Below are 24,764 nucleotides of genomic sequence, written 5' to 3'. Positions count from 1 at the left end.
TATAGAGGAAAAAATGAAAAAATTTGTAGATTTCATCATCAGATTTCGCTGGTTTATTGTCACACTGATTCCGCTTATTACTGTTGTCCTTGCCTATCAGCTCAAATATGCACAGTTTGACGGCTCCTACAGAATCTGGTTTGGCAAAGAGTCACAAACACTCAAACAGTATGATGCCTTTAAAAATACCTTTGGCAATGATGACTCCATCATCATAGTTTTTCGCGATGAAAACGGTATTTTTAACAAAAACGCGTTACATGTAATAGATCGGCTCACCCAAAAACTCTGGCAGACAAAATACATAGCAAGAGTAGATTCGCTTACAAATTACCAATATGTCCATCAAAACCCGCAGGACGCGGATGACATACTCATAGATAATTTTATAGAAGATATTGACGCTTTACATGTAAATGATTTACAGAAGAAAAAAGCAATTGCTTTGGATGAAGATTTAATTGTCAACCGTATTATATCAAAAGATGCCAAAACTACTATGATAGTCGGGCGTTTGACACCAAAAGCAGGCAACACCATTGGGGCTTCCAAACATATTATGCAGGATATAAACAGATATATCCAGGAGGAAAAAGAGAGCGGTTACAAATTTTATCTCGCAGGCGGACCCGTTGTCAATACAACATTCAGTTCCCTCGGTCAGTATGATGTCAAAACCTTTACACCGCTTGTTCTTTTGATAGCAATGCTTCTGCTGTGGATTATTTTTCGTAAAATTTCCGGTGTTTTTCTGACAATAGCCGTCGTTGTTTTTACCTTTACTATAGTTCTGTCACTGCAAACAGTTTTTGGCTACAAACTCAACAACTTTACGGCAAATATGCCCGTATTTATCATTGCTATCGGCATTGCCGATGCTATGCACCTTTTTTGGATCTATCTGCTTGGCAGAAAAGCAGGACTTGACAATTATGCGGCAATTCATGATACTTTGGAAAAAAACCTCCTGCCTACTTTTTTAACCTCCATAACAACCGCTGTAGGTTTTGCTTCTTTGGGTATTTCAGATATTGTTCCCATCAAGACCTTAGGTCTGGCAACAGCAAATGCCGCCATATTGGCCTTTGTCATTACGATACTTTTTGTTCCTGCAGCCCTGGCAATTTTAAATATAAAGGTCAAAGTCACGCAAAAGACGGCTGTCCAAAACAGACTCGGTGCCTTTGCCAAAAAATATGCAAAATTCATCATAAAGCATGACAACAAAATTATCATTGCCACACTTCTGCTCTTTAGCTTTATAGCTTTTGGACTGACAAACCTCAAAGTGGATTCCAATGCGGTCAGATATTTCAGAGAGGATGTTCCCTTTCGTCAAACCGTCAATGTGATAGAAAAAAACCTTACCGGTCCGATGAGTTATGAAGTTGTCATAGATTCAAAAATCACAGACGGGATTAAAAATGCAAAATTCATGCAAACAGTTGACAGATTCTCACAGGCGCTCAAAGAAAAATTTCCGGATGCCAGACATACCTCTTCGCTTGTAGATGTTGTCAAAAAATTCAATGAGGTCATAGATGCAAACAAAAGCATACCAGACAACAACAATCTTATTGCCCAATATCTTCTGCTGTATTCACTCTCACTGCCGCAGGGTATGGAAATAAATGATAAAATGGATGTCAACGAACGGCTGCTCAGACTCACTGTATCTATGAATGTCGTTGATACCTCAAAAGATCTGCAGATGATAGAGTGGATTGAGAAGTGGTGGCAAAACACGCCTTATTCTGCACAGGTTAACGGTCAGACCCAAATGTTTGCACATATGCAGGCTGATGTAACAAAAACTCTTATTGAATCTATATTGCTTGCCATTACCGCTACTTCTCTGCTTATGTTTTTTATTTTTAAAAATATAAAAATGATACCGCTCTTTTTAATTCCCAATATCTTGCCTATTGTCTTGGTCATAGGTGTTATGGGCTGGCTCAACATTAACATAGATTTGGGTGTAGCCATCTCAGGTGCCATCATTCTCGGTATAGCCATAGATGACACGATTCACTTCTTAATCAAATACAAAGAAGCGAGAAAAAAAGGATTTGATTTTGAAAATGCCCTTGCCTATGTTATGCAGTATGCAGGTTTGGCAATGGTACTGACCACTGTCGTTTTAAGCAGTGCATTCATAGTCTTCCGTCTTTCACAGTTTATGCTCAATGCAAATTTCGGACTCATTACAGCCATTGCTTTATTCATCGCCCTGCTGGTAGATCTGCTCTTATTGCCGGCACTTTTGAAAAAGATTGACGGCAAAACAAGAAGCATACTTATAGAAAAGGAGAAAATATAATATGTTGGATATAGAAAAAGCCTACAAAACAAATTTTAAAAAAGCAGTCAAATATCTGCCCGCATCTGTTAATAATTTTTTTATACAAAGACTCAAAAAAATATTTCATGAAGAAAAATATAATGAAATTCATGAAAAAAACCATTATCTGCATGGACTGGAGTTCGTTGACAGCATGCTTGAACTTTTGGATATAGACTATACCATCAAGCCAAAGGAACTTAAGAACATTCCCTCAACGGGCAGAGTACTGGTTGTCGCAAATCATATCACAGGGGCCTCGGATGCCTTTGCTTTGGTACAACTCATAGCGAGTGTAAGAGAAAACAAAAAAGTAAGACTGATGGTAAACGGCATGCTTATGGGAGTGACACAGGCAAGTGACATCATCATTCCCGTTGACAACATTACAGGAGCCATTACAAAAACAAGTATCAAAGCCATCAATGAAGCTTTGGCAAACGAAGAGGCGGTAATCATTTTTCCCGCAGGTGTTGTCAACAGATTTTCACTCAAAGGGATTAAAGATACCCCGTGGAAAGCCAGTTTTTTAAAAATTGCAAAAAGAAACAAAACACCGATCCTGCCGGTAAGAATCGAGGGTCGCAACAGCTTTTTATTTTATTTTGTCTCGCTGATACTTCCCAAAAAGCTCAGCGGTCTGTTAATGCTCCCGCATGAATTTGTCACAGCAGGAGATAAAAAACCGCTAGTATTTAACATAGGCAGAGTTATTCCTCTCAGCTCTTTTTCTGATGAAAATATCAGCATTGCCGAGTATCTCAAACTTTTCTACCGGCATCTTTATACCCTTGGAACAAAAAAAGAATGTGTATTGCAAACTGAGACTACCATTACGGCGGCACACAACAAAATGCTTCTGCGTGCAGAGGTAAACAATGCCGAAGTTTTGGGACATACACTTGACGGCAAAAAAATCATTCTCGCCCAGGCGGATGAAGCACCCTTTTTAATGCAGGAACTCGGACGCGTGAGAGAAATTTCTTTTCGTGCAATCGGCGGCGGGACAGGCACAGCAAAAGACAATGACCTGTATGACAACTACTACAAACACCTGATACTCTGGGATGAAGAAGATCTTGAAATTGTCGGAGCCTACCGCATAGGAGAAGTCGCACAAATCATAAAAAACCGTGGTATGGAAGGACTGTATACCTACAACCTGTGTGATTTCAGTAAACATTTTCAAGACTACTGCAACAACTCTGTAGAACTCGGACGCAGTTTTGTGCAGCCAAAATACTGGGGCTCACGGGCACTTGACAATCTGTGGCAGGGCGTCGGTGCCTATTTGGCAAAAAATCCGCATATCATTTATACCTATGGCACAGTTACCATTAATGCAGACACACCAAAACAGGCCGTTGCGGCACTCGTTTACTTCTACTCTCTGCATTTTTCCTGCAATACCGATATGATGAGTGCAAAAACACCCTATTTTATGAGCTATGAACAAAAACAGGAGTTTGACATGCTTTTTAAATACAGATCCTACAAAGAGGGGTTTGTTGTTTTAAAAAAATATCTCAAAGAGTTGGGAACGGCTGTGCCGACTTTGTTTAAACAGTATGCAGAACTGTATGATGAGGGGGCTGTCCGCTTTTTCGATTTTAGTGTCAATGAAGGACTCCATGGTGTGGTCGAAGGATTTATCATTGCAGACAATTCAAAAATGAAAGAGGCGAAAAGAAAACGCTACATTAAAAACTTCGAATCTGAAAAAATTTAATACTTTTTAGCTATAATTAGCCATTATTTTTAAAGGCTATTTAGAATGAATTTAGTAACAGGTTCTTCAACCGCACTGATAACTCCGTTTAAAAACGGAAAACTTGATGAACAGACCTATGCTGCGTTAATACAACGCCAAATAAACAACGGTATGAATGCAGTATGCCCTGTCGGAACAACAGGCGAAAGCGCCACACTGACACATGATGAACACAAACGCTGTATAGAAATTGCCGTAGAAGTCTGTAAAGGCACGCAGACAAAAGTTTTGGCAGGAGCAGGCAGCAATGCAACACATGAAGCGATAGAAATTGCAAAACATGCGCAAAGCTGTGGAGTCGACGCTATCTTTTCTGTTTCGCCTTACTACAACAAGCCTTCGCAAGAGGGTCTGTACCAGCACTATAAAGCTATAGCAGAAGCTGTCAGCGAACTGCCGTTTATGCTTTATAATGTTCCCGGACGTACAGGTGTGGACATTTCTGCAGACACGACTATCAGACTTTTTGATGATGTTAAAAATATTTACGGAGTCAAAGAAGCGACAGGCAGCCTAGAGCGTACTGTAGAACTGCTTTCGCGCAGACCCGAATTAAAAGTATTTTCAGGGGATGATGCGATTGACTATCCTATTTTGGCAAACGGCGGAGCAGGAATCACTTCAGTTACATCCAATCTTATGCCTGACCTGAAATCAGAACTCGTCAACAAAGCGCTCAGCGGTGATTTTATAGGGGCAAAAGCCATCAATGACAAACTCTACCCTTTGAACAAAGTAATGTTTTGTGAGTCAAATCCTATTCCGATAAAAGCGGCAATGTATATAGCAGGACTTACAGAGACACTGGAGTACAGACTGCCTCTTGTTGCTCCAAGCAAAGAAAACATGAAAAAGATTGAAGAAGTAATGAAAAACTACGATATTAAAGGACTCTAAAGTATGAAAAACAAAACTCTCTTTGTAAGCGGCGGAACTCGCGGAATCGGCAAGGCAATTGTGTATGCTTTTGCAAAAGAAGGCTGTAATGTTGCCTTTACCTATGCTTCAAGCGCTGATACCGCAAATGAAATTATTAAAGATATCGAGACGAATTACGGAGTAAAATGCCGTGCCTACAAACTGGATATATTAGAGCCAAACACATATAAAGATGTTTATAAAGAGTTTGACGAAGATTTTGACAGACTGGATTATTTTATATCCAATGCAATCATCTCAGGGCGTGCCGTTGTCGGTGGATTTGGACCGTTTATGCGCCTTAAGCCAAAAGGTCTCAACAATATCTATACGGCAACGGTAGATGCTTTTGTCGTCGGTGCACAGGAAGCTGCCAAAAGAATGGAAAAAACAGGAGGCGGCAGCATTATTTCCATGAGTTCTACAGGAAACCTTGTTTATACGCCGAATTATGCAGGTCACGGAACAAACAAAGCTGCTGTTGAGGCTATGGTACGTTATGCCGCAGCGGAACTCGGTGAGAAAAACATTCGTGTCAATGCCGTAAGCGGCGGACCGATTGATACCGATGCACTCAAAGCATTTCCAAACTACGAAGAGGTAAAAGCCGAAGTTGTCAGACGCTCTCCGCTTTCTCGTATGGGTGTTCCTGAGGATTTGACAGGTGCATGCAAATTTTTGTGTTCTGATGAGGCATCCTGGCTGACAGGACAGACAATAGTCATTGACGGCGGAACTACTTTTCAGTAAACACTTACGGCTTATGAAACTCTAAAGAGATCAAGCCCGTACTTTAGCATTAAGAGTAGAGGTTCAAAAAAACATATCGGAATCGGTACTTCAGTGCCGACTGTTAAAACATTCCTGCCACTCTCTGCCCACCCTGAAGGATGGGTTCCAAAAAACCACACATTCTTCGGAATCGGTACTTCAGTGCCGACTGTTATTACTTACTTTTACGCCACTTTCAGCCCGCACTAAAGTACGGGTTTCAAAAATTTGTAAAAGAGAAGAAAGTTTTATAAACGAGCGTAGTTAACACTTATGCAGGCATCTAAAGATGCTAATTCATTTAAGGTAGTATCATTTACAGCATTGTCTACCAAAATTACAGCAAGCGCTTCTGACTGCTCGTTTCTTGCCAATGAAAAATCTGAAATATTGACATTGTTGTCTGCAAGTATAGTTCCTACACTGCCAATGACACCGGGAACATCAGAGTTTTTAAACAGAACCATATCACCCTTGAGAGGGAATTCAATGTCAAAACCGTCTATTGCGACAATACGCTGTACTCCGTCTTCAAAAATTGTAGCTGAAATTGATGTTGTCCCCTCATTTGTTGTGATTTTCACAGTGATAAGGTTCTTATAAACTTTTGAGTCTCCCAGATTAACCGCTTCAACTTCAATAGCTTTTTCTTTGGCAACAAAGTCTGCATTTACATAATTTATAGTCTCTGAACTGTGGCTCAATGCCCCAACTGTCACAAAAGTAGCAAGAGAATCAACATAGTTTGCTATTTCTCCCTGCCCTTTTACTTTTATAGAGATTATTTTAGACTTATTAATCTGAGACTCCAGAAAACCGATTTTTTGTCCCATTTCCAAGAATGGCTTTACAAAAGGAGGTATTTTACTCTCATCTATCGGCAAATTCATCGCATTAGGATAGGCTATTCCTTTCGCCGCGGCGATTGCATTTTGTGCCGCCTGTGTTCCGATGTTGTACTGAGACTCATAAGTATTTGCTCCCAAGTGAGGAGAAACGACAATATTGTCCAAATCAAGCAGTTTATTGTTAATTGCAGGCTCTTTAACAAACACATCGATGCCGGCAAAACGAATTTTACCGGATTTCAGTCCGTCATACAAAGCATCTTCGTTATAGAGTCCACCACGTGCACAGTTGACAAGCACAACGCCGTCTTTCATTTTTGCAATTTCTTCTTTATCGATAATATTAATTGTCTCTTGGTTTTTCGGTGTATGTATCGTGATAACATCACATGCCAAAATATCATCAAAGTTCTTGGTGTAGGTCATGTCCAAATCAGTTACCTTTGAAGGGTCGATATACGGATCATAGGCAACTATATCCATCTCAAATGCTTTTGCGCGTTTCGCAACACGGGAACCTATATTTCCAAAACCGATAATACCGAGTTTTTTACCTTTAAGTTCATATCCGTACCACTTTTCACGCTTCCAGATTCGCTGGTTTTTCAAATGGTCATGAGAATACGGAAACATTCTCATACATGAAAGCATATGTGTCATAGTAAGTTCTACCGCAGCAATTGTATTGGCAGTCGGTACATTCATTACAATGATTCCTTTTTTGGAACACTCGGGAATGTTGACATTGTCAACACCGACACCGGCACGCACAATAGCTTTCATATTTGTTGCATGTTCTATAAAAAATTCATCAACGTCCGTTGAACTTCTTGTGATGGCAACATCTGCTTTTGGAATAATTGTTTCAACAAGCTCTTTTTTATCCACATCAGCTGCCATGATGAAGTTGATATTTTCATCTTCTTGAAGCATTTTCAAGCCGGCTTCATGGATATGGTCACACACAACTACTGTATATTTCTGCATTTAATCTTCCTTTTTATAAGGCGTAACAGTGGCCTTAATTTTATAATTTTTTAGCACTTTTACCAATTTGTTTAATTTATCTACATTTTGTGAATAAATAAGTAAATCTATACCTTTAGTATCTTTTTTTAAAAAATACTTTAATTTATGTCTTTTCAACTCTTCTTTGAGACAAAAAAGCTGATAGGGATCTAAAAGTTTTGCTGACAGTTTATAGGTAATAGTTTTAGTTATTTTTTCATTCAAATCAAGTGTAATATACACTTCATTCACAGGATAAAAATAACCGAGCCTCTCAGATTTTGAAAAATGATTCAGCCACAGTTTTTCCGGTTTTTTAAAAACAGTTTCATTTTTTAAAACCAGAGGTTGCGTATCTATCACTTCATCCTGTGAGTTTATAGATACTAGAAAAAAGACAATAAACACGGCTACCCCCAATGCTAAAAGCGGGGCAAACCATTTAATTATCTTTTGCATTTAAAAGCTTGAGCTTATTTAAATTTATCTTTTATCAAGTCACCGAGAGAGTGTGATTCTGTATCATTAATCTCTTCAAGCATTGCCTGATTTTTGATATAATCCAATTTTTTAACAGATAAACGGATACGGTCACGACGGGTATCAATGTTTGCAATTGCAGCTTCTATTTCCTGACCCGGCTCTAACTCTTCTTTTACCAGTGGCGCCAAATCTTCATCACGAATAAGTGCATCAACACCGTCTTCGAGAGAAACAAATACACCAAAGTCTTTAATGTCGCGAATAGTCCCTTTGACTACAGAGTTTACTTTGTGTGTTGTAGCAAACTTGTCTATAGGTGACTCCAAAAGTGTTTTACGGTTTAAAGATATTTTTTGGTCTTCTTTGTTGATTTTGGCAATTTTTACTTCAACTTCTTCACCGGATTTTAAAACATCTTTTGCTTTTGTATTTTTGTCCCATGAAATATCCTGATTGTGTAAAAGGCCTTCAACACCGTCTATACGGACAAATGCACCAAAGTCAGTTAAAGATGTAACTGTACCGGTCACCACATCACCTTCATGATATTTTTTAACAAATTCATCAAATGGTTTTGGTAATAGTCTTTTTAATGAAACACGAAGTTTATGTGTTTTAGAATTGATTTCTATTACTTCAACATCGATTTCCTGTCCAACTTCCAGATAATCATTTGGATTTTTTACATTTTTGTTCCATGTGATTTCTGAAATATGCAAGAAACCTTCTATATCATTTCCAAGATCAACAAAAACACCGTATGCTTCAATATTTGAAACAGTAACAGTAATTGTGTCGCCCTCATCCAGTTCACTTTCAACTTCTGCCCAAGGGTCAGGCTGAACAGCTTTGATAGATAAAGAAAGATGACGCTTGTCTTTGTCATAAGAGATTGCTTTGACAGTTACAACATCACCCTCTTTATAAAGTTTTGACGGATTTACCGGACCTTTATAAGAGATTTCATTGTAGTGTACCAAACCGTCAACACCGCCGACATCTACAAACATACCGTAGCTGGTGATTTTTTTGATAGTCCCTTCAACGATAACATCTTCAGCCATCAGTTGATCAATGATTTCTTTTTTCTTTTTGCGCTCTTCATTGAAAAGTTTACGACGTGAAAGAATAATCGAATTTTCAGCCGGATCAATTTTCACAACCTGTGCTTTGATTTTACGCCCTACAACATCGTCAGTCTCTTTGAATGCTGCTAAAGAACGCGGCATAAAGAATGAAACTGCATCAGCCTCAACAACATATCCGCCACGATTTTTCTTCGTAATGACACCTTCAACAACCAGGTCTTCAAAATCCTCTTTGTGTGCATCAATAAACTCTATAGTTTTTTCCTGCTCTAAAACTTTCTTGTATGATATTTTGGGACGCTCATTGTAGTACCCCATTTGCATAACTTTAATTTTATCACCGGTATTAAACTTCAACTCACCGTTTTCATCACGGATTTCGTCAAGGCTTAATATACCTTCGAGTTTATCACCTACACTTACTAATGCTCTGTTCTCATCAGCCTGTATCTCTACTATTTCACCTTCTACGATGCGACTTGTTTCTTGCTTTTTTTCGCTTGCTGCGAACATCTCTGCAAAATTTTCTTCTTCTTCAAATGATTCGTTATCGAACGCCATTGCCTATCCTCTGTTACATAAAAATTGTCGTGATTATAACAAAGTTATGATTAATTTATACTTTTTTCAATCGAATTGATAACATTTTGTATAATCCAGTCCGGAGTGGAGGCACCTGCAGTAACACCACAATGTTTTTTATCCAAAAACCACTCGCTCTCTAATTCGTTTTCATCTTCAATATGATGACTGTTTGGACAGTTTTCATAAGATATATTAAAAAGCTGCTTGGTATTTGATGAATTTTTTCCACCGATGATTATCATAACATCTGCTTTTTTAGAAAGTTTTCTCACAGCTTCCTGATTTTCAAATGTTGCATTGCATATCGTGTTAAAAACACGTACCTCTTTGTGGCGGGGAATCAGATAATTTGCAATCTCCATATAGTCTTCGACTTTTCTTGTTGTCTGGGCAATCAGTGCTATACGTTCATGAAACTTCAGATTCTGTAACTCTTGAACGCTTGTAACAACCGTTGCACCGTGTGTTGCATAAGACTTTACTCCTTTTATCTCAGGGTGTGACTCATCCCCGAAAATGACAACATCATACCCCTTTTCACTCATCTCCTGAGCTATCTCCTGTGGCTTTGTCACAAACGGACAGGTGGCATCCACCACTTCAATGCCATTTTCTTTGAGTTGCGCAAGTTCATCTTTGACTATACCGTGTGTCCGAACGATTGCTTTATCTCCCGGCTTGAATGTTTGAAAATCTTCAACGAGGCCTACTTTAAAATCTTTGTCCAGTCTTGCTATCTCTTTAGAGTTGTGAATCAACGGACCATAGGTTGCTGCATTTGTATTTTCTTCTGCAATTTTAATCGCCCGTTTCACACCAAAACAAAAACCGTAGTTTTCTGCAAGCTCTATTTTCATTCTGTAAACTCCGTTTCACTTATTTTGCTTAAAAGTTCAAAAAAGTTTGGAAAAGAGGTGTTTATACACTCCAAATCACTCACTTCCATCCCGCATTTCACTCCTGCAATAATAAAACTCATAGCAATCCTGTGGTCTCCGTCACTCTCAACCTTGGCTTTTTTCAATGCTCCGCCAGTAATTTTGTACCCGTCTTCATATTCATCAACTTCAATACCGCAGGCTCTCAGACCTTCAACAACCGTAGAAATTCTGTCAGACTCTTTGACCCGCAACTCTTTGGCATTTTTGACAATACTCTCGCCATTTGCAGATGCCATAGCTATGGAGAGTGCCGGCAGTTCATCAATCAACCATGAGATGTTTTCCTCAATGACAATTGAGTGCAAAGGCGCATACTTTACATGTATATTGCCCACAGGTTCATACCTGTCATCTGTTAATTCGTAAGAGATATCCGCTCCCATACGTTCCAATGCCTTAAAAGCTTCTATTCTTGTAGGATTTAGTGTAACACCTTCAAGAATTACCTGAGAACCCGGAACAATCGCAGCCGCAACTGCAAAGAAAAAAGCAGAAGAAGGATCAGCAGGAACTCGAATTTTTAAAGGTTCAAGAAGTTTTTTTAACGGTGTAACAGTCGTTGTCAAACCATCTACTTTGATATCTGCCCCCATACCTTTGAGCATTCGTTCTGTATGGTCACGTGAAAGTTCCGGCTCGCGATACCTGCACACCCCGTCTGCCCGCAGTGCTGCCAAAATCATTGCACTTTTCACCTGTGCTGAAGCAATTTTACTCTCATAATCAAAAGCTTTCAAAGAAGCGCCGCGAATTGAGAGCGGTGCCAAATCTCCGTTTTTTCTGCCGTCAAGTTTTGCACCGATGCTCATCAACGGTTCCGTAACACGTTTCATCGGGCGGCGACGAAGATATTTGTCTCCCGTAAGAACAAAATGTCCGTTTGCAGAACTTAACAGTCCGCAAAAAAGGCGCATACCTGTTCCCGAATTACCGCAGTCAAGTATTTCAAACGGCTCCTGTATGCCGTTTGAGGATATTTTAATGATTTTTCCGTCATCTTCGACATTTGCACCAAGATTTTTTACAATTTCCAAAGAGTTCATCGTATCTTCGGCCCGTAAAAAATTTTCTATCTCACTGACACCTTTGCTTAGCATTGCAAACATGACACTTCGGTGTGAAATAGACTTGTCCGGGGCAATTTCTGAAATTTTCAGAGAAAAAGACTCAGCAGGAGAAACAACTACCGTATTCATCGCAGACCAATTCCAAGTTTCTTGTTTAATGCATCGAGGATAGAATCCATTGCCGCTGTGATATCTTCTTCTTCCAAAGTTTTTTCATCAGACTGCAGTACAAAGCGCAGAGAAAGGCTGATGTTGTCACCCAGTGATTCATCACTGTATTTGTCAACAGGATAAAAGCGCACAACTTCTTTGCGTGCATGTGTATGAATCACATCTTTGACTCTCTCATAACTCATATCTTTTGGCATTATGATGCTCAAATCTCTAAAAGAGGCCTGATATTTTGATCTCTGCTGTGCGGTTTTCAATGTATAAGGAATTTTTTGCAAATCAAGTTCACACATATATGTTCTATGCAGATCATAGGCTTTTTCAACTTCAGGATGCACTCTGAAAAGTTCTCCGATCACTGCATTGTTCAACAAAACCTCTGCTGACTGATAGGTATGGGAAAGGGCATGTTTTGTCGTATACTCACGCAACTCTATATCACCAACTACATCCGCTATCTTCTGCACAAAAAAGGCAAAATCGACCTTTTCAGGCTTACCGCTGTTGGCAAGATTTTCATTCTCTTTATCCCCGCTGAAAACAAATGACATTTTGTAAGACTCTTCCCTGGTCGGTGTAAAAACAGAACCTATTTCAAAGAGCCTGACAGAAGCGTAGCCATTTTTAATATTTGAAGATGCTGCTTTGAGCAGACCTGTTAAAAGTGTAGGACGCAGAGTGTCTAAAGTCTGTACAATCGGGTTTAAAAGTTCAAGGTCTTTTTTTGTTGTTTCAAACCCATAAGACTCTAAAATCTTTTTCTCATCAAAAACAAAATGAACAGATTCAAAAAATCCGCTCTGTGCGCACCTGTGTCTAAAGACAGAACGCTTTTTGTATTCAAAATAGTTGTCTTCAAGTCTGTTTGCTTCTTTGAGAAGAAAGGGTTTGGAAGGGATATTGTCTATCCCGACCATCCGTACAATTTCTTCTACAATATCCTGCTTGTTTGCAATATCGTGACGAAACTGCGGTATGGAAATTACAAACTTGTCAACTGATGACTTGGAAACATCAAAACCTAAATTTTTCAAAATCTTTGTAATAACGATTTTGTCAATATTTGCACCAATTATCTCATCAATTTCCTGCTTTGTAACAATCACATTCTTTTCTCTGTATGACGTAGACAACTCTATACTGCCGCTGAATGTTGATGAGACAGAGTTTGATTCTATCAGGTCAATACAGTATGAAAGTCCGCCATTCAACTCTGGTTCACTGCCCCGTGATGTTTTGTAAAACATTGGACCTGATTCAATTTTTTTCTCGGCCATTTTTTTAGAAATAATATCAGGCGGAATATAACTGGCTTCCAGAAGAACAATTCCCTCGTTTTTTGTCACTTTGGATTCATCTTTTTGAATAATACCGACTATCGAAGCAATTTTCCCCTCCTGTGTTTTGATACAGGCATATCCGTTTTCATCTTCGCCAAGAATAATCTTCGCCATCACTTCATCATCTTTTGTAAAAAACTCATGTCTGTAGGCTCTCAAAATCACACCTGTAGCATGCGTCACATAGAGTGTCATTGCTTCAACATCACATTTTCGGGACTCTTCTATCTGCCCAAGACGGAGTTTGACAATAAAAGGCAGAACCAGTTCTTTTAAATCTATGGCTTTATAGCGTAAATTTACATCCAAATCTTTTTCATGTGTTAAAGAGAGAATACGTCCTATTCCTCTTTTTTCATCATTGTCAGTTTGTTCGTACTCTTTCACAGGTCTGTCAAACGCAGCGCTCAAGTCTCTTGCAACACCACGAATACTTAAACAGTCTCCACGGTTTGCTGTCAACTCTATTTCAATCAAATCATCATTGAAAAGAGGATTTTCATTGACATCCTGTCCAAGCGAAAAGGTTCCTACACTTGCATCCAGTTCCATAATACCTTTGCCCAAATCAGGCAGACCGATTTCTGACGCCGAGCATATCATCCCCTCTGAATCTATTCCGCGAAGTTTGACAGGTTTTATCACAAGTCCTGACGGCATTACAGCCCCGATAGTTGCCACGACTACATGTAACCCTGCTCTTACATTTGAAGCACCGCATACAATTTGACGGATACACGACCCTATATCAACCTGGCAGATATTGAGTTTGTCTGCATCGGGATGTTTTTCACACTCTAATACTTTTCCAAAAACTATTTTTGCAGGCACACGATACTCGTGAATTCTGTCAACCTCCAGACCGATAGCGTTAAAAGTATCAGCGAGTTCCTTTGTCGAAATTCCTTCCAGGTCAATCCATTCGTTTAACCAACTCTTCGTAACTATCATTGAAACTGCTCCAGTAACTTAATATCTCCCTCAAAAAGTGAGCGAAGGTCACCTATGTGATGAATCAGCATTGCAAAACGCTCTACTCCCAAACCAAAAGCATACCCGCTGACATTTTTGTAATTGACCGCTTCAAATACATTTTCATCTACAATACCACAGCCAAGTACTTCCAGCCATCCCGTATGAGAGCAGACACGGCAGCCTTCTCCCTGACAAAACACACAGGAGATATCCACTTCCGCAGAAGGTTCCGTAAAAGGGAAAAATGAAGGGCGAAAACGAACCTTCACATCACCAAACATATACTTTAAAAAATCTTCCAGAATGAACTTTAAATTGGCAAAAGAGACTTTTCCCTCTTCATCAACAAGCAATCCCTCAACCTGATGAAACATCGGGGTATGTGTCAAATCATAATCGCGGCGAAAAACCGCACCCGGTGCGATCATACGAATCGGCGGTTTTGACTCCAGCATTGTTCTGATTTGTACAGGTGAAGTATGTGTGCGTAAAAGCATTTCGTCTTTAAAATAAAATGTGTCTTGCATATCTCGTGCCGGATGGTATTTTGGAAGGTTGAGTGCTTCAAAATTGTGAAAATCATCTTCAACAATCTGCCCTGTTTTTACAGAAAAATTCATACATGAAAAATATTCTACAATTCTGTCCATTGTTTCCATCACAGGATGCAGTGCCCCTGCTGAAGATTTTGTGCCAAACATTGACACATCTATGGCCTCTTCTTTCATAGCACGTTGCAACTCTTGCGTTTGCAAGGCAATTTTTTTTGCAGTAAACTCATTCATCAATGCACTCTTGTGCTTGTTTAAATCTTTTGCGATTTGAGATTTTTGCTCATTGGGAGCATCTTTCATTTTAGCAAATTCGGCAGCTAATATGCCTTTTTTTCCAAAGACAGCAATGCGAATCTCTTCTAAAGCTTCTACACTTGGTGCTTCTTTTATTTTATCATACCACTCTTTCAATAGAGTCTCCGTAGTTATTTAATTTTGTAGTGATTATACTGAAAAATTTGTTATAAATAGCTTTTATGTGCTACAATAATAAGAAATGAAGGAAAGAATTATGTGTCTTTTTTGTAAAATCGTAAATAAAGAAATACCCGCAAATATTGTTTTGGAGAATGAAAATTTTTTAGCTTTTCATGACATCAATCCTAAAGCACCTGTGCATATTTTGGCAATACCAAAGTTGCATATAGACAGCTTTAACGAAGTTACCGGTGAGACTATGGCAAAGATGACAGAGTTTATTCAGGAAATTGTCAAAGAGGTCAAGATTGAGACCTCAGGATACAGAGTCATTACAAATGTAGGAGAGAACGGCGGACAGGAAGTCAAACATTTGCATTTTCATATTCTGGGTGGAGCAAAACTCAAATGGGGCCATTTCAGTGATGCCGATCCAAAAGATTTTTTATAGCTAGAGAAACTCTCTAGCTTGGGCAAGACTCGATTTCGCCCATATCTATTTTCGCTCCGCCGCCGCTGATCATTTTTTCATTTTCACGAATCAGCTTGCCGTTATGTGTGATGGAGTAGGAAATCTCTGTTGTATCTCGAATAGTGTTGATAGTAGAACAATAAGTTTCAACCGAAGCCATTACCCATCTTGCCGCTGTTACATCATCTGCATCCGAATTAAAACTGTAGGTCAAATGCAATTTTACAAATTTACGAGGATGATCCTCCGCACGAACCACATCACCGTCTACCACTAAATCGGTGACTGTTTTTCCCTGATTTTTCGGTATCAGTATCAAATCAGTTGCACTGCATGTAATGATACCTGCCAAGAAATACTCAACAGGTGAAATTACCGGACAGTCTATAATAAAACTGCTTTTCTCGGTTTTTGCCTCAAATTTCATTCCTTCTTTGTGTGATACGCTTACTTTCATTTTTTATTGCTCCTCCAAATATTTTTTAAAATAGTCCAGTTGTTCCTGTGTTCTTAGTGTTGCCGTACCGCCTTGGGATTTTCTGGCATTCATAGAATTTTCCAGCACAAGAAAATCAAGGACATCTTCAGAAATTCTCTCATCAATTTCCTGCAAATATTTTAATTCAATTTCACTTAAATCAATACCAAGTTCTTCACTTTTGGCCACTGCTTTTCCTGTAATAAAATGGGCTTCACGAAACGGAATATTGCATTTTTCAACCAAATAATCAGCCAGGTCTGTTGCCGAGAGATGCCCTACCTTACAGGCAGAATGCATATTTTGCGATTTTACCTGCATTGTTTTTATCGCTTCTTTTAAAATTTCCAAAGAGATTTCAGCCGTCTCTACTGCGTCAAATACACCCTCTTTGTCTTCTTGCGTGTCTTTGTTGTAGGCAAGAGGCAGACCTTTCATAACCGTCAAAAGTCCGACCAGTGCACCATAAACACGGCCTGTTTTTCCGCGAAGCAGTTCAGGAACATCCGGATTTTTCTTTTGCGGCATTATTGAACTTCCTGTGGAATATTCATCACTCAGTTCTATAAATCCAAATTCATAAGAGGACCAGAGAACCAACTCTTCACTCAAACGGGAAATATGCATCATCATCGTTGATATATTAAAAAGAATTTCAAGAGCAAAGTCTCTGTCACTCACGGTATCGAGACAATTGACACTTACACGTTCAAAACCCAAAAGTTCTGCGCTGTATTGTCTGTCAATATTATGCGGTGTTCCCGCAAGAGCGGCACATCCAAGCGGTGATACATTGTTTCGTTCATACGAACTTTCAAACCGCTCAATATCACGTTGAAACATTGCCAAATACGCTCCAAGATGAAACGCAAAGTTAATAGGCTGTGCATGCTGCAAATGTGTCATACCCGGTAAAAGCGTCTCTGTATGTTTCTCTGCGACACCCACAATCTCTTTCATTAAAAGTTTCACAAGTTTCGCAATTTCAAGATTTTTTCGCAGAACATAACGACGAAAATCAACAGCAACCTGGTCATTTCTGCTTCTTGCTGTGTGCAACTTCTTCCCGGTATCTCCTATAATTTGCGTCAGGCGCTTTTCTATGCCCATATGCAAATCTTCGTCAGAAATATTCCACTCAAATTCGCCTGACTCAATCTCTTTTTTTACCTGAGCCAAACCTTCTTGAATCTGCCTTAGTTCATCTTGCGTTAATATACCCTGTTTTGCAAGCATCTGGGCATGTGCAAGGGAGCCCTCTATATCTTCACGGTATAACTTCCGATCATACATTATCGAGGCATTAAATTGATCTAAAAGATTTGAAGCAGATGCCGAAAAACGGCCTGACCACATTTTTTCCATAGTTTTTCCTTCGTTTGTTTCATAAATAATATTAAAAAGTTTGCTATTTTATCTAAAAAGAAGAGTTTTACAAAGAGAGAAAAATAAAATGAAGCGATTATGCTTCATTTTATTTAGTTACAGGCAGGAACATTCCCGCTGTCTTTGGCATATTCAACTAAAAACTGTTTCAAATGTTTTGATTTTCTGGCATATTTTTTACTCTTAAAATATTTCCATGATTTTTTGGCTTTTTCACTTTTCAGGTGGATTTCTGCCAAAGCTTTGCCTTTCTTTCGCATAAGCTTTTTCCATTTTTTCATTTTATACTTTGCAACAAAATTCTGTCCGGAGTCATGACACTTTAAACATTTTTTAATAAAAACACGCTGCCCTTTGTAAATAGCAGCATTTGACGAAGAAAGCGTCAAAAAAGCCAAAGAAAGTGCAATTAATAAAATTTTTTTCATATACTTTTCCTGAAGTGAAATATCTTTCATTGATATTACATTAGAAATTATTATATATTCCTTACAGTGATAAAATTTATCACATAAAACACAAAAAATTCTATAATTGAAACTTACCGACGAGTTTTTCGTCCAGACTCCAGACTCCTTTTTCTTTTAACTTTTCAACAACACTCTGTGTACATTCGACATCATCAGGCCATTCTCTTGTAAAATTATCCAAGGAATTTTTATTTGTACCGTCAATACCTACCATGAGTCCCGATGTATATACATCACGCAGTGCATCCATATTGTTCGTGACACGCCAAATCAGCATATAAGAGTTCCGTATGTCATTTTTTTCAGCATCAACAAATACAACCACTCTTACATGTGTACTCAATACCAGCAAATCATCAAAATACTCTTTTACATTTCTTTTTTTATCTACACTGATGACTGTAACAGGGTTGTTTGTGCGCTGCATAAACTGATGCAAATCTACAACATCAGGAATGAGCTCTTTTACTCTATTGAGAAGTTCTGCATCTCCCAAAAGCTGAGGCGCTTCAACGCTGTCTGCACCAGTAGCATCTATGCCAAGCTTTCCGCCTACCAAAGTCTCAGGAGATGAGTGGTCAAGCGCATCCAGGATACCTTCTGTAATAAACAGTGATTTAGGAGTAAAACGATTCAGAACATATGTGGCAAAAGCTTCATAGTTCTCCAGTTTTGGTGCTTTTTCATCAACAAAAATGGCATGTTTGACAAAGCTCATCTGTCCGGCACCCCAAAAAGCATGCATAAACTGTTTTGCATGTCCTTTGTAAAGTGGCTGCATTTTTGCAAGTATCAGGTTGTGAAAACCTGCATTTTCCGGCATGTGGTAATCCAGCAAATCAGGAGCAGTTGTTTTAAGCAAAGGAAAGAAAATTTTTCCTGTTGCCCAACCCATATATTTGTCTTCAAGCGGTGGTTTTCCGACAACAGTAGCTAAAAAAGTTCTTTTTTGCTTCATCGTTATCGCTGAAACTTCCATCACAGGATAAGGTTCTTCCAAAGTGTAGTATCCTGTATGGTCACCAAACGGACCTTCAATTTTCAGATTATCAGGATCAACCCAGCCCTCTATTACATAATCCACATCTTTGGGAATATACAAAGGCGTTGTCAAAGATTTTACAAGCTGTGCAGGCTTTTTGGTAATCAGTCCATACATCAAAAGTTCATTCACGCCATAAGGCAGAGGAGCAGTTGCGCACCAGGTATACAAAGGATCTCCCCCTACAGCTATACTTACAGGCATTTTTTTGCCGGCTTTTTGATACTGGTCAAAAAAGTGTGAAGAATCCTTATGTATCTGCCAGTGCATGCCCAAATGATTTTTATCATATACCTGCAGCCTATACATACCAAGGTTTACCATTTCGCCGTCAAGACTCTGCGTATACACCTGGCCCATTGTTATAAATGGTCCGCCGTCTTGTTCCCAGGTTGTCAGGACCGGTAATTTATATAAATCTATTGCATCTTTTAAATATTTTATCTGCTGGCATTCTCCCTCGCCTTTGAGACGTTTTGGAAAAATATTTTTGAGTGAAAAAAGTTCACTTGCCATAGAAATTTTCTCTTTGAAGCCTACGGGCGGTTTCATATGCAGCAGTTTTGTAATTTCATCTGCCACAGACTCAATAGTTCGTCCAAAAAGCAGCTCACAACGCCTGTAAGATCCAAAAAGGTTCATCATGACCGGTTCTTCAAATTTTTTACCGTTTTTTTTATCAACAACATTGGTAAAAAGCAGTGCTTTGCCGCCGTCTTCTTTTTTTACTTCGGCATAAGCCAGATGCGGAATTTCAAGATATATATCGAGTTCAGTATCTATTGTTGTGAGTTCATCATTTTTTTGTAAAAGTTTTATTGTTTTTTGCATATATCCTACTCAAATATTTTTTCCTGATTGTAGCATATAAAAACTGAGTGTATAAAAAATCAGCCTCTTGTTTTTATTGCAAGCTGTCATCATTTCTGTCTTGTTTTAATTTTTTTTTCAAAATAATTTTGCCGTTTTCAACACCGGGTTGATTGTAGGCATCAATATACATCAGTTTTGCACACAGGGAAGTCAACAGTTCATATTCATACATCAAAGCGGCAATGGCACTTTCACAAACACCGTCTATTGTTATCACATCACACGGGATGTCTTTTTGGTTGTTTATTGATTCTATCGTTGCATCCGCCTGTTTGTTTATCAATTCGGAAAAAGGAATATTATTAAGATATTGTAACTCTTCAAGCCCTTCCAGTTTTACATCCGGAATTTTCAAATCATTGTCAAAATTTTCCACCTTGATGACAGTTACCGTTTTATCTCGTCTGCCTTCGATGATAAGCTGTAAAAACGAGTGCTGATCAATCGGACCGATAATACCGATAGGTGTCAATCCCTGACGTGTATTGTTTATATCAATTTTACCGAGACTTTCTCCCCAAAGCTGAATATACCACTTGTTGAAACCTTCAAGGCGTGAGGAGTAGGAAAAGACTACATTTATGTTGTAATTGTATTTGTATTCGACTAAAAATCGGGCTTTTTTTAAAAGGCGTTGTTTAATATTTATGCCATTGTCAGCCGGCACTGAAGTACCGGTTCCGGAGATATTGCCTGTGTCATCGTTGTGGAGAGGCACTGAAGTAGCGGTTGCAGAGGTACCCTGGAACCCGTACTTCAGTGCGGGCTGCTCTTTATGAGTCCCAAAAAACTCATCATGTACTTTTCTCGCACCGGACAACAATGCATCTATGTCTATACCCACTATCGCCAAAGGCAGTAAACCGACTGCACAAAACACAGAAAAGCGTCCTCCCACATTTTTCGGAATCTCAAAAATCTTCATGCTGTGTATACGGGCATAATCACTTAATTTGGAATCGTTCTCACTGACAATCACGCTGTTTTCTCTGTTACATGTAACCAAAGAGTTTATATACTTAAACAATGCAATTGTTTCCAAAGTTGTCCCGGATTTTGAAATCACTATAAAAAGTGTATCTTCCAAATCAATATTTTCAATCTTGGACTTTATATCAATAGGGTCTGTAGTTTCAAGAAAAAAAAGTTTTTTCCTTAAATCTTTTGAGTGTTTTAAAAATTTATAAACAGCATAGGTACCAAGGGTACTTCCGCCGATACCGATAACGGCTATATTAGTTTGTTTCACTGTTTTGGCATACTCTTTATAAACAGATGTATCTTGAAGCGGCAGTGTATAATAGCCGATAGAGTTCTTTTCTTTTACAATTTCAGCAAAAACATCTTCATCTGAGATAGTCGGATTGAAATTATGACTATAGTTCATGAACAACTCTTGTTGTAAAAATAATTTGTAGCTGCAACAAAACCGTCTACACTGCCACAGTCAAAGCGTTTTCCTTGAAATTTATAGGCAATTACTCTGCCTTGTTTCGCCTGTTGCAGCAGTGCATCGGTTATTTGAATTTCTCCGCCTTTACCCGGTTTTGTTTCACGCAAAATATCGAATATATCCGGAGTCAGGATGTACCTGCCTATAATAGCTAAGTTTGACGGGGCGTCCTGCGGGGATGGTTTTTCTACCATATCTGTAATTTTAAAAGCGTTATCGCCCAGACTAAAGTCTGGGTTCCGTATCTCACCTTCAATATCCTTGTCGCCCAGACTAAAGTCTAGATTCCTTGTCTCACCTGCATCTGATTCATCTTCCCGGAACCCGTACTTCAGTGCGGGCTGCTCTTCTATTGCTACCACACCGTATTTGTTAGTATCTTCATAAGGTACTTCTTCGACAGCAACGATAGAGCACTTGTATTTTTCGTAAAGTTCTACCATCTGCGCTAAAACACCCGCACTCTCATTATCACATAAATCATCCGCAAGTATGACGGCAAAAGGTTCTTTTCCGATAAGAGTTTCACCTGTCAGTATGGCATGTCCAAGCCCTTTCATCTCAACTTGTCGCGTATAGGAAAAGGTGCAGGTTGTTATTACTTTTCTTATCTCTTGCAAATAACTCTCTTTTGCAGTACCTTTAATCTGATGTTCAAGTTCATAAGAAACATCAAAGTGATCTTCAATTGCACGTTTCCCACGCCCCGTAACGATTGCCATAGTAGTAAGCCCCGCTTCTATTGCTTCTTCCACCCCGTATTGAAGAAGCGGTTTTGTAAGGACGGGGAGCATCTCTTTTGGTATCGCTTTTGTAGCCGGCAAAAATCTTGTCCCGTAGCCTGCCGCCGGAAAAAGACATTTTCTGATTGTTGTTTGCAAGAGAATCCTTTGTTTTTAGTGAAATGATTATAGTAAACCTTTGATTATATTTACTTAAATTCAGCCCGTACTGAAGTACGGATTTCGAAAAAGCTGCACATCTCCAGGAATCAGTACTTTAATGCCGACTGTTGTTGCTTACTGTCACTCTCAGCCCACCCTAAAGGATGGGTTCCTAAGTACTGAATACTTCCCGGAATCGGTACTTTAGTGCCGACTGTTCTTTAATTCTTATATTTTCAATTTATATACTTTAGCCTGTGGTGTTAATATCACAGGTTCAAAAAGTTTTTTATCATAATTTTCCAGCACCATCAGTTGTATATAGAGTGAATTATATGTCTGTTCATCCACTATTAAAAAAGTATTATAGTTTTTCATAAAAATAATATTTAAATTTGAGGAAAGATTAACAACCTGTACCTGTTTGTGTAGTTTCATATTTTTGTCATAGTAAGTTTGCACAAAACGTCTTATCGGCAATGTTTTATTTCCAAGAGTAAGCTGCAGATTTCTTTTGTCTAAAAACACATTTTGTGCCAATTGAATTTTGTTGCCAATATCTTTAAAATTCCTGCTTACAAAGAAAAATGGCTGCCTGCCTTTGTCTCCGTTCATTAAATTCAAATTTGAGAAAAGTGTTACCGTCGGATAAATGTTTATCATTCTGAAAGGCAGATAAAAGTAGATATCTCTTGTTTTTTTCGGCAGTTTAATATCAGACTGCAAACTCTTTAAAAATTCGTTTGTATCTTTGTATCCGTAATCTTTTGTCATCTGTTCGATATTTGAAAAAACTGTAATATTTTTGTCTTCTATCTCTTTCTTGTTTTTATCTCCAAAATCGTATGTTTTTTCCGTATACTCTACATCAAGCCGTGCCATTTTTGCAGCCTCTTCCTGTGTGTGCGTCAGCATAAAGCTTAGTGGAAAATTCACGCTTCCACTGTGTTTTCCGCCATCGGCCAAAGTTTTGACATCTGCATAGTATCGAATTGGATAGCCATAGTCCCACCATGCTACAACATAATCTTCACGACTTGCTTTTTTTCCCAGGGTAGTTAAAACTTTCACTTCATTCGCATTAAAAACAGTAGGTACTTTATACGCCTCTATATGTTTATAGTTTGGATACAGTGCCAGCAGAGTAAAAGCACTCATGCTTAAAACTTTCAACTTCTGCGTAGGCATTTTTGAAGCAATCTGCGTAATTAAAAAGGCAATGCCGAAAGCTAAAATCGGTACGGCATAGATTGTAAAACGAAGTCCACCGACATAGGCTAAAAATCCAAGCCCGACAAGAGGCAGTGAAAAGAGCATAATACGGTGTTTGTACAGCAGATACATGTAACCAAGCAAAGAAATGACAAATGTAACAGTATTGCCACTGATACGATTTGCAAAAGTCTCAAAAGGAATATGCCCTGCTTCTCGGACTGTTTGCATTACCGTGAAAAAATGAAGTCCCAGTCCTTTAGTCCCCGCACTGACACTCTCTCTAAAAATATAGCCTTTTAACTGCGACCAGATCGGATCAAATCCACCGGTTGCAAAAAATGCAATAATTGAAGTCCCTAAGATATAGTAAATATACTTATCATATTTTTCCTGCTTAAATGTATAAAAAGCGGCTAAAACAAAACCCAGACGAACCAATCCGTCTGTATTCATCATAGCAAACAGCATAATGGCAAGCAGTTTATAATTAAATACATTTTTTCGATCAAACACCAAAGTATAAAAAAGAATCAATCCGAAAAATGAAAACTCCAAAGAGTAAGACTGAGGGTACCACCATCTGTAAACCAGGATATCTAAAGCGGTAAAGAGCAGATATATGTCTTTATTGGTTTTAATCGCCCAAATAACAGACCAGAGCAAAAACATAGGAAGCACAATGTTGAGCATATCGGTATCATAATACCCTGCCATTGTACGGTTATAATAACTCCATGCAACAGATGCAAATATTGCGGCAATAAACCCCATCTCAAGATTTTTCAGCGCTTTGGCTATCAAAATGATGGGAATAACGACAAGAGAACTCAAAAATACCGGTAAATAAAAAATAACACTCTCAAAAGAAAAAGGCAGGATTTTTGCAAAGAATGCTGTAAGTTGGGAAGCAGCACTTGAAACAGGTGAGAGGTCATGCAACTGATGAAATTTATCAAAATACTCTTTTGCATCCGGATTTGTTCCGGTTCCGGAAAGTAAATCACGAGCACCTTCCGCCCAAACATAACCATCATTGGTATTAATCATAAACTGCCCGTTAAAATAAAACGGTGCATATCCGTTAAAATGATATACCCAAACAAGGCGCATACCAATAGAAAAAGCAAAAGCTATAAAAATATAAAGAAGTGTTAATTTTGTTTCATGGGAAGTATCTGTCAAGTTTTAGTCCTCTAAAAAGTTGAGGAATTAT

At 38.6% G+C, this 24,764-nt stretch carries 19 protein-coding genes; 5 read left to right on the top strand and 14 right to left on the bottom strand.

Features of this window, described 5'->3' with window-relative positions; translation table 11 throughout:
• The first annotated feature begins 13 nt into the window (after window positions 1-13).
• From MLC52_RS04310 to MLC52_RS04295, 4 genes are read left to right on the top strand one after another with little or no spacing between them, the layout of a single operon-like run.
• Window positions 14-2,320, top strand: coding sequence for an efflux RND transporter permease subunit (locus MLC52_RS04310; RefSeq protein ID WP_434581417.1), 2,307 nt, complete (start codon window positions 14-16; stop codon window positions 2,318-2,320).
• A 1-nt stretch (window position 2,321) separates the two neighbouring features.
• A complete protein-coding gene (locus MLC52_RS04305) occupies window positions 2,322-4,070 on the top strand; it encodes a GNAT family N-acyltransferase (protein WP_434581416.1) in 1,749 nt (582 codons plus the stop codon).
• A gap of 45 nt (window positions 4,071-4,115) precedes the next feature.
• The gene (gene dapA, locus MLC52_RS04300) at window positions 4,116-5,009 is read left to right on the top strand and encodes a 4-hydroxy-tetrahydrodipicolinate synthase (protein ID WP_346388571.1); all 894 of its coding nucleotides are present in this window, start codon (window positions 4,116-4,118) and stop codon (window positions 5,007-5,009) included.
• A gap of 3 nt (window positions 5,010-5,012) precedes the next feature.
• Window positions 5,013-5,780 carry an enoyl-ACP reductase gene (locus tag MLC52_RS04295; protein WP_151900669.1) on the top strand — a complete coding sequence of 256 codons (768 nt, stop codon included), beginning with the start codon at window positions 5,013-5,015 and terminating at the stop codon, window positions 5,778-5,780.
• 269 nt (window positions 5,781-6,049) lie between these two features.
• Here MLC52_RS04295 and serA read toward each other — a convergent pair whose 3' ends face one another.
• From serA to pheS, 7 genes are read right to left on the bottom strand one after another with little or no spacing between them, the layout of a single operon-like run.
• Window positions 6,050-7,636, bottom strand: a complete 1,587-nt coding sequence (gene serA / locus MLC52_RS04290; protein WP_346388570.1) for a phosphoglycerate dehydrogenase — start codon at window positions 7,634-7,636, stop codon at window positions 6,050-6,052.
• Window positions 7,637-8,116: a hypothetical protein gene (locus MLC52_RS04285; RefSeq protein WP_346388569.1), complete on the bottom strand. Its 480-nt coding sequence runs from the start codon at window positions 8,114-8,116 to the stop codon at window positions 7,637-7,639. It lies immediately after the preceding gene.
• A 14-nt stretch (window positions 8,117-8,130) separates the two neighbouring features.
• On the bottom strand, window positions 8,131-9,789 hold the full coding sequence (locus MLC52_RS04280) for a 30S ribosomal protein S1 (RefSeq protein ID WP_151900672.1): 1,659 nt from the start codon (window positions 9,787-9,789) through the stop codon (window positions 8,131-8,133).
• Between the two features lie 50 nt (window positions 9,790-9,839).
• Complete coding sequence (locus MLC52_RS04275) at window positions 9,840-10,670, bottom strand: 4-hydroxy-3-methylbut-2-enyl diphosphate reductase (protein WP_346388568.1); 831 nt, start codon at window positions 10,668-10,670, stop codon at window positions 9,840-9,842.
• Window positions 10,667-11,950, bottom strand: coding sequence for a 3-phosphoshikimate 1-carboxyvinyltransferase (gene aroA, locus MLC52_RS04270; protein ID WP_434581414.1), 1,284 nt, complete (start codon window positions 11,948-11,950; stop codon window positions 10,667-10,669). The genes MLC52_RS04275 and aroA overlap by 4 nt, the downstream gene beginning before the upstream one ends.
• Window positions 11,947-14,283 (bottom strand): phenylalanine--tRNA ligase subunit beta, encoded by a 2,337-nt coding sequence (gene pheT / locus MLC52_RS04265; RefSeq protein ID WP_434581413.1) that lies wholly within the window; start codon window positions 14,281-14,283, stop codon window positions 11,947-11,949. Before pheT ends, aroA begins: the two co-directional genes overlap by 4 nt.
• Window positions 14,280-15,272: a phenylalanine--tRNA ligase subunit alpha gene (gene pheS, locus MLC52_RS04260; protein ID WP_151900676.1), complete on the bottom strand. Its 993-nt coding sequence runs from the start codon at window positions 15,270-15,272 to the stop codon at window positions 14,280-14,282. Before pheS ends, pheT begins: the two co-directional genes overlap by 4 nt.
• A 100-nt stretch (window positions 15,273-15,372) precedes the next feature.
• Between pheS and MLC52_RS04255 the strand changes: the two genes are divergently transcribed.
• Window positions 15,373-15,729 carry a histidine triad nucleotide-binding protein gene (locus tag MLC52_RS04255; protein WP_151900677.1) on the top strand — a complete coding sequence of 119 codons (357 nt, stop codon included), beginning with the start codon at window positions 15,373-15,375 and terminating at the stop codon, window positions 15,727-15,729.
• Window positions 15,730-15,742: 13 nt separating this feature from the next.
• Here MLC52_RS04255 and MLC52_RS04250 read toward each other — a convergent pair whose 3' ends face one another.
• From MLC52_RS04250 to MLC52_RS04220, 7 genes are all read right to left on the bottom strand, one after another.
• Window positions 15,743-16,207: an OsmC family protein gene (locus MLC52_RS04250; RefSeq protein ID WP_151900678.1), complete on the bottom strand. Its 465-nt coding sequence runs from the start codon at window positions 16,205-16,207 to the stop codon at window positions 15,743-15,745.
• Between the two features lie 3 nt (window positions 16,208-16,210).
• Window positions 16,211-17,593 carry an argininosuccinate lyase gene (gene argH, locus MLC52_RS04245; protein WP_434581412.1) on the bottom strand — a complete coding sequence of 461 codons (1,383 nt, stop codon included), beginning with the start codon at window positions 17,591-17,593 and terminating at the stop codon, window positions 16,211-16,213.
• Window positions 17,594-17,706: 113 nt separating this feature from the next.
• Complete coding sequence (locus tag MLC52_RS04240; protein WP_346388565.1) at window positions 17,707-18,042, bottom strand: cytochrome C; 336 nt, start codon at window positions 18,040-18,042, stop codon at window positions 17,707-17,709.
• A 100-nt stretch (window positions 18,043-18,142) separates the two neighbouring features.
• The gene (locus MLC52_RS04235) at window positions 18,143-19,957 is read right to left on the bottom strand and encodes a menaquinone biosynthesis decarboxylase (protein ID WP_434581411.1); all 1,815 of its coding nucleotides are present in this window, start codon (window positions 19,955-19,957) and stop codon (window positions 18,143-18,145) included.
• Between the two features lie 73 nt (window positions 19,958-20,030).
• Window positions 20,031-21,386, bottom strand: coding sequence for a glucose-6-phosphate isomerase (locus tag MLC52_RS04230; protein WP_434581410.1), 1,356 nt, complete (start codon window positions 21,384-21,386; stop codon window positions 20,031-20,033).
• A complete protein-coding gene (locus MLC52_RS04225) occupies window positions 21,383-22,333 on the bottom strand; it encodes a UTP--glucose-1-phosphate uridylyltransferase (protein WP_434581409.1) in 951 nt (316 codons plus the stop codon). Before MLC52_RS04225 ends, MLC52_RS04230 begins: the two co-directional genes overlap by 4 nt.
• A 231-nt stretch (window positions 22,334-22,564) precedes the next feature.
• Window positions 22,565-24,733 (bottom strand): STT3 domain-containing protein, encoded by a 2,169-nt coding sequence (locus tag MLC52_RS04220; RefSeq protein WP_434581408.1) that lies wholly within the window; start codon window positions 24,731-24,733, stop codon window positions 22,565-22,567.
• Between the last annotated feature and the right edge of the window lie 31 nt (window positions 24,734-24,764).

This window comes from Sulfurimonas sp. NW15 (assembly GCF_051132285.1).
In the GTDB taxonomy this organism is placed as follows: domain Bacteria; phylum Campylobacterota; class Campylobacteria; order Campylobacterales; family Sulfurimonadaceae; genus Sulfurimonas; species Sulfurimonas hydrogeniphila.
The sequence above is the reverse complement of the archived record's forward strand: the minus strand, read 5'-3'. Positions and strand labels throughout refer to the sequence as shown.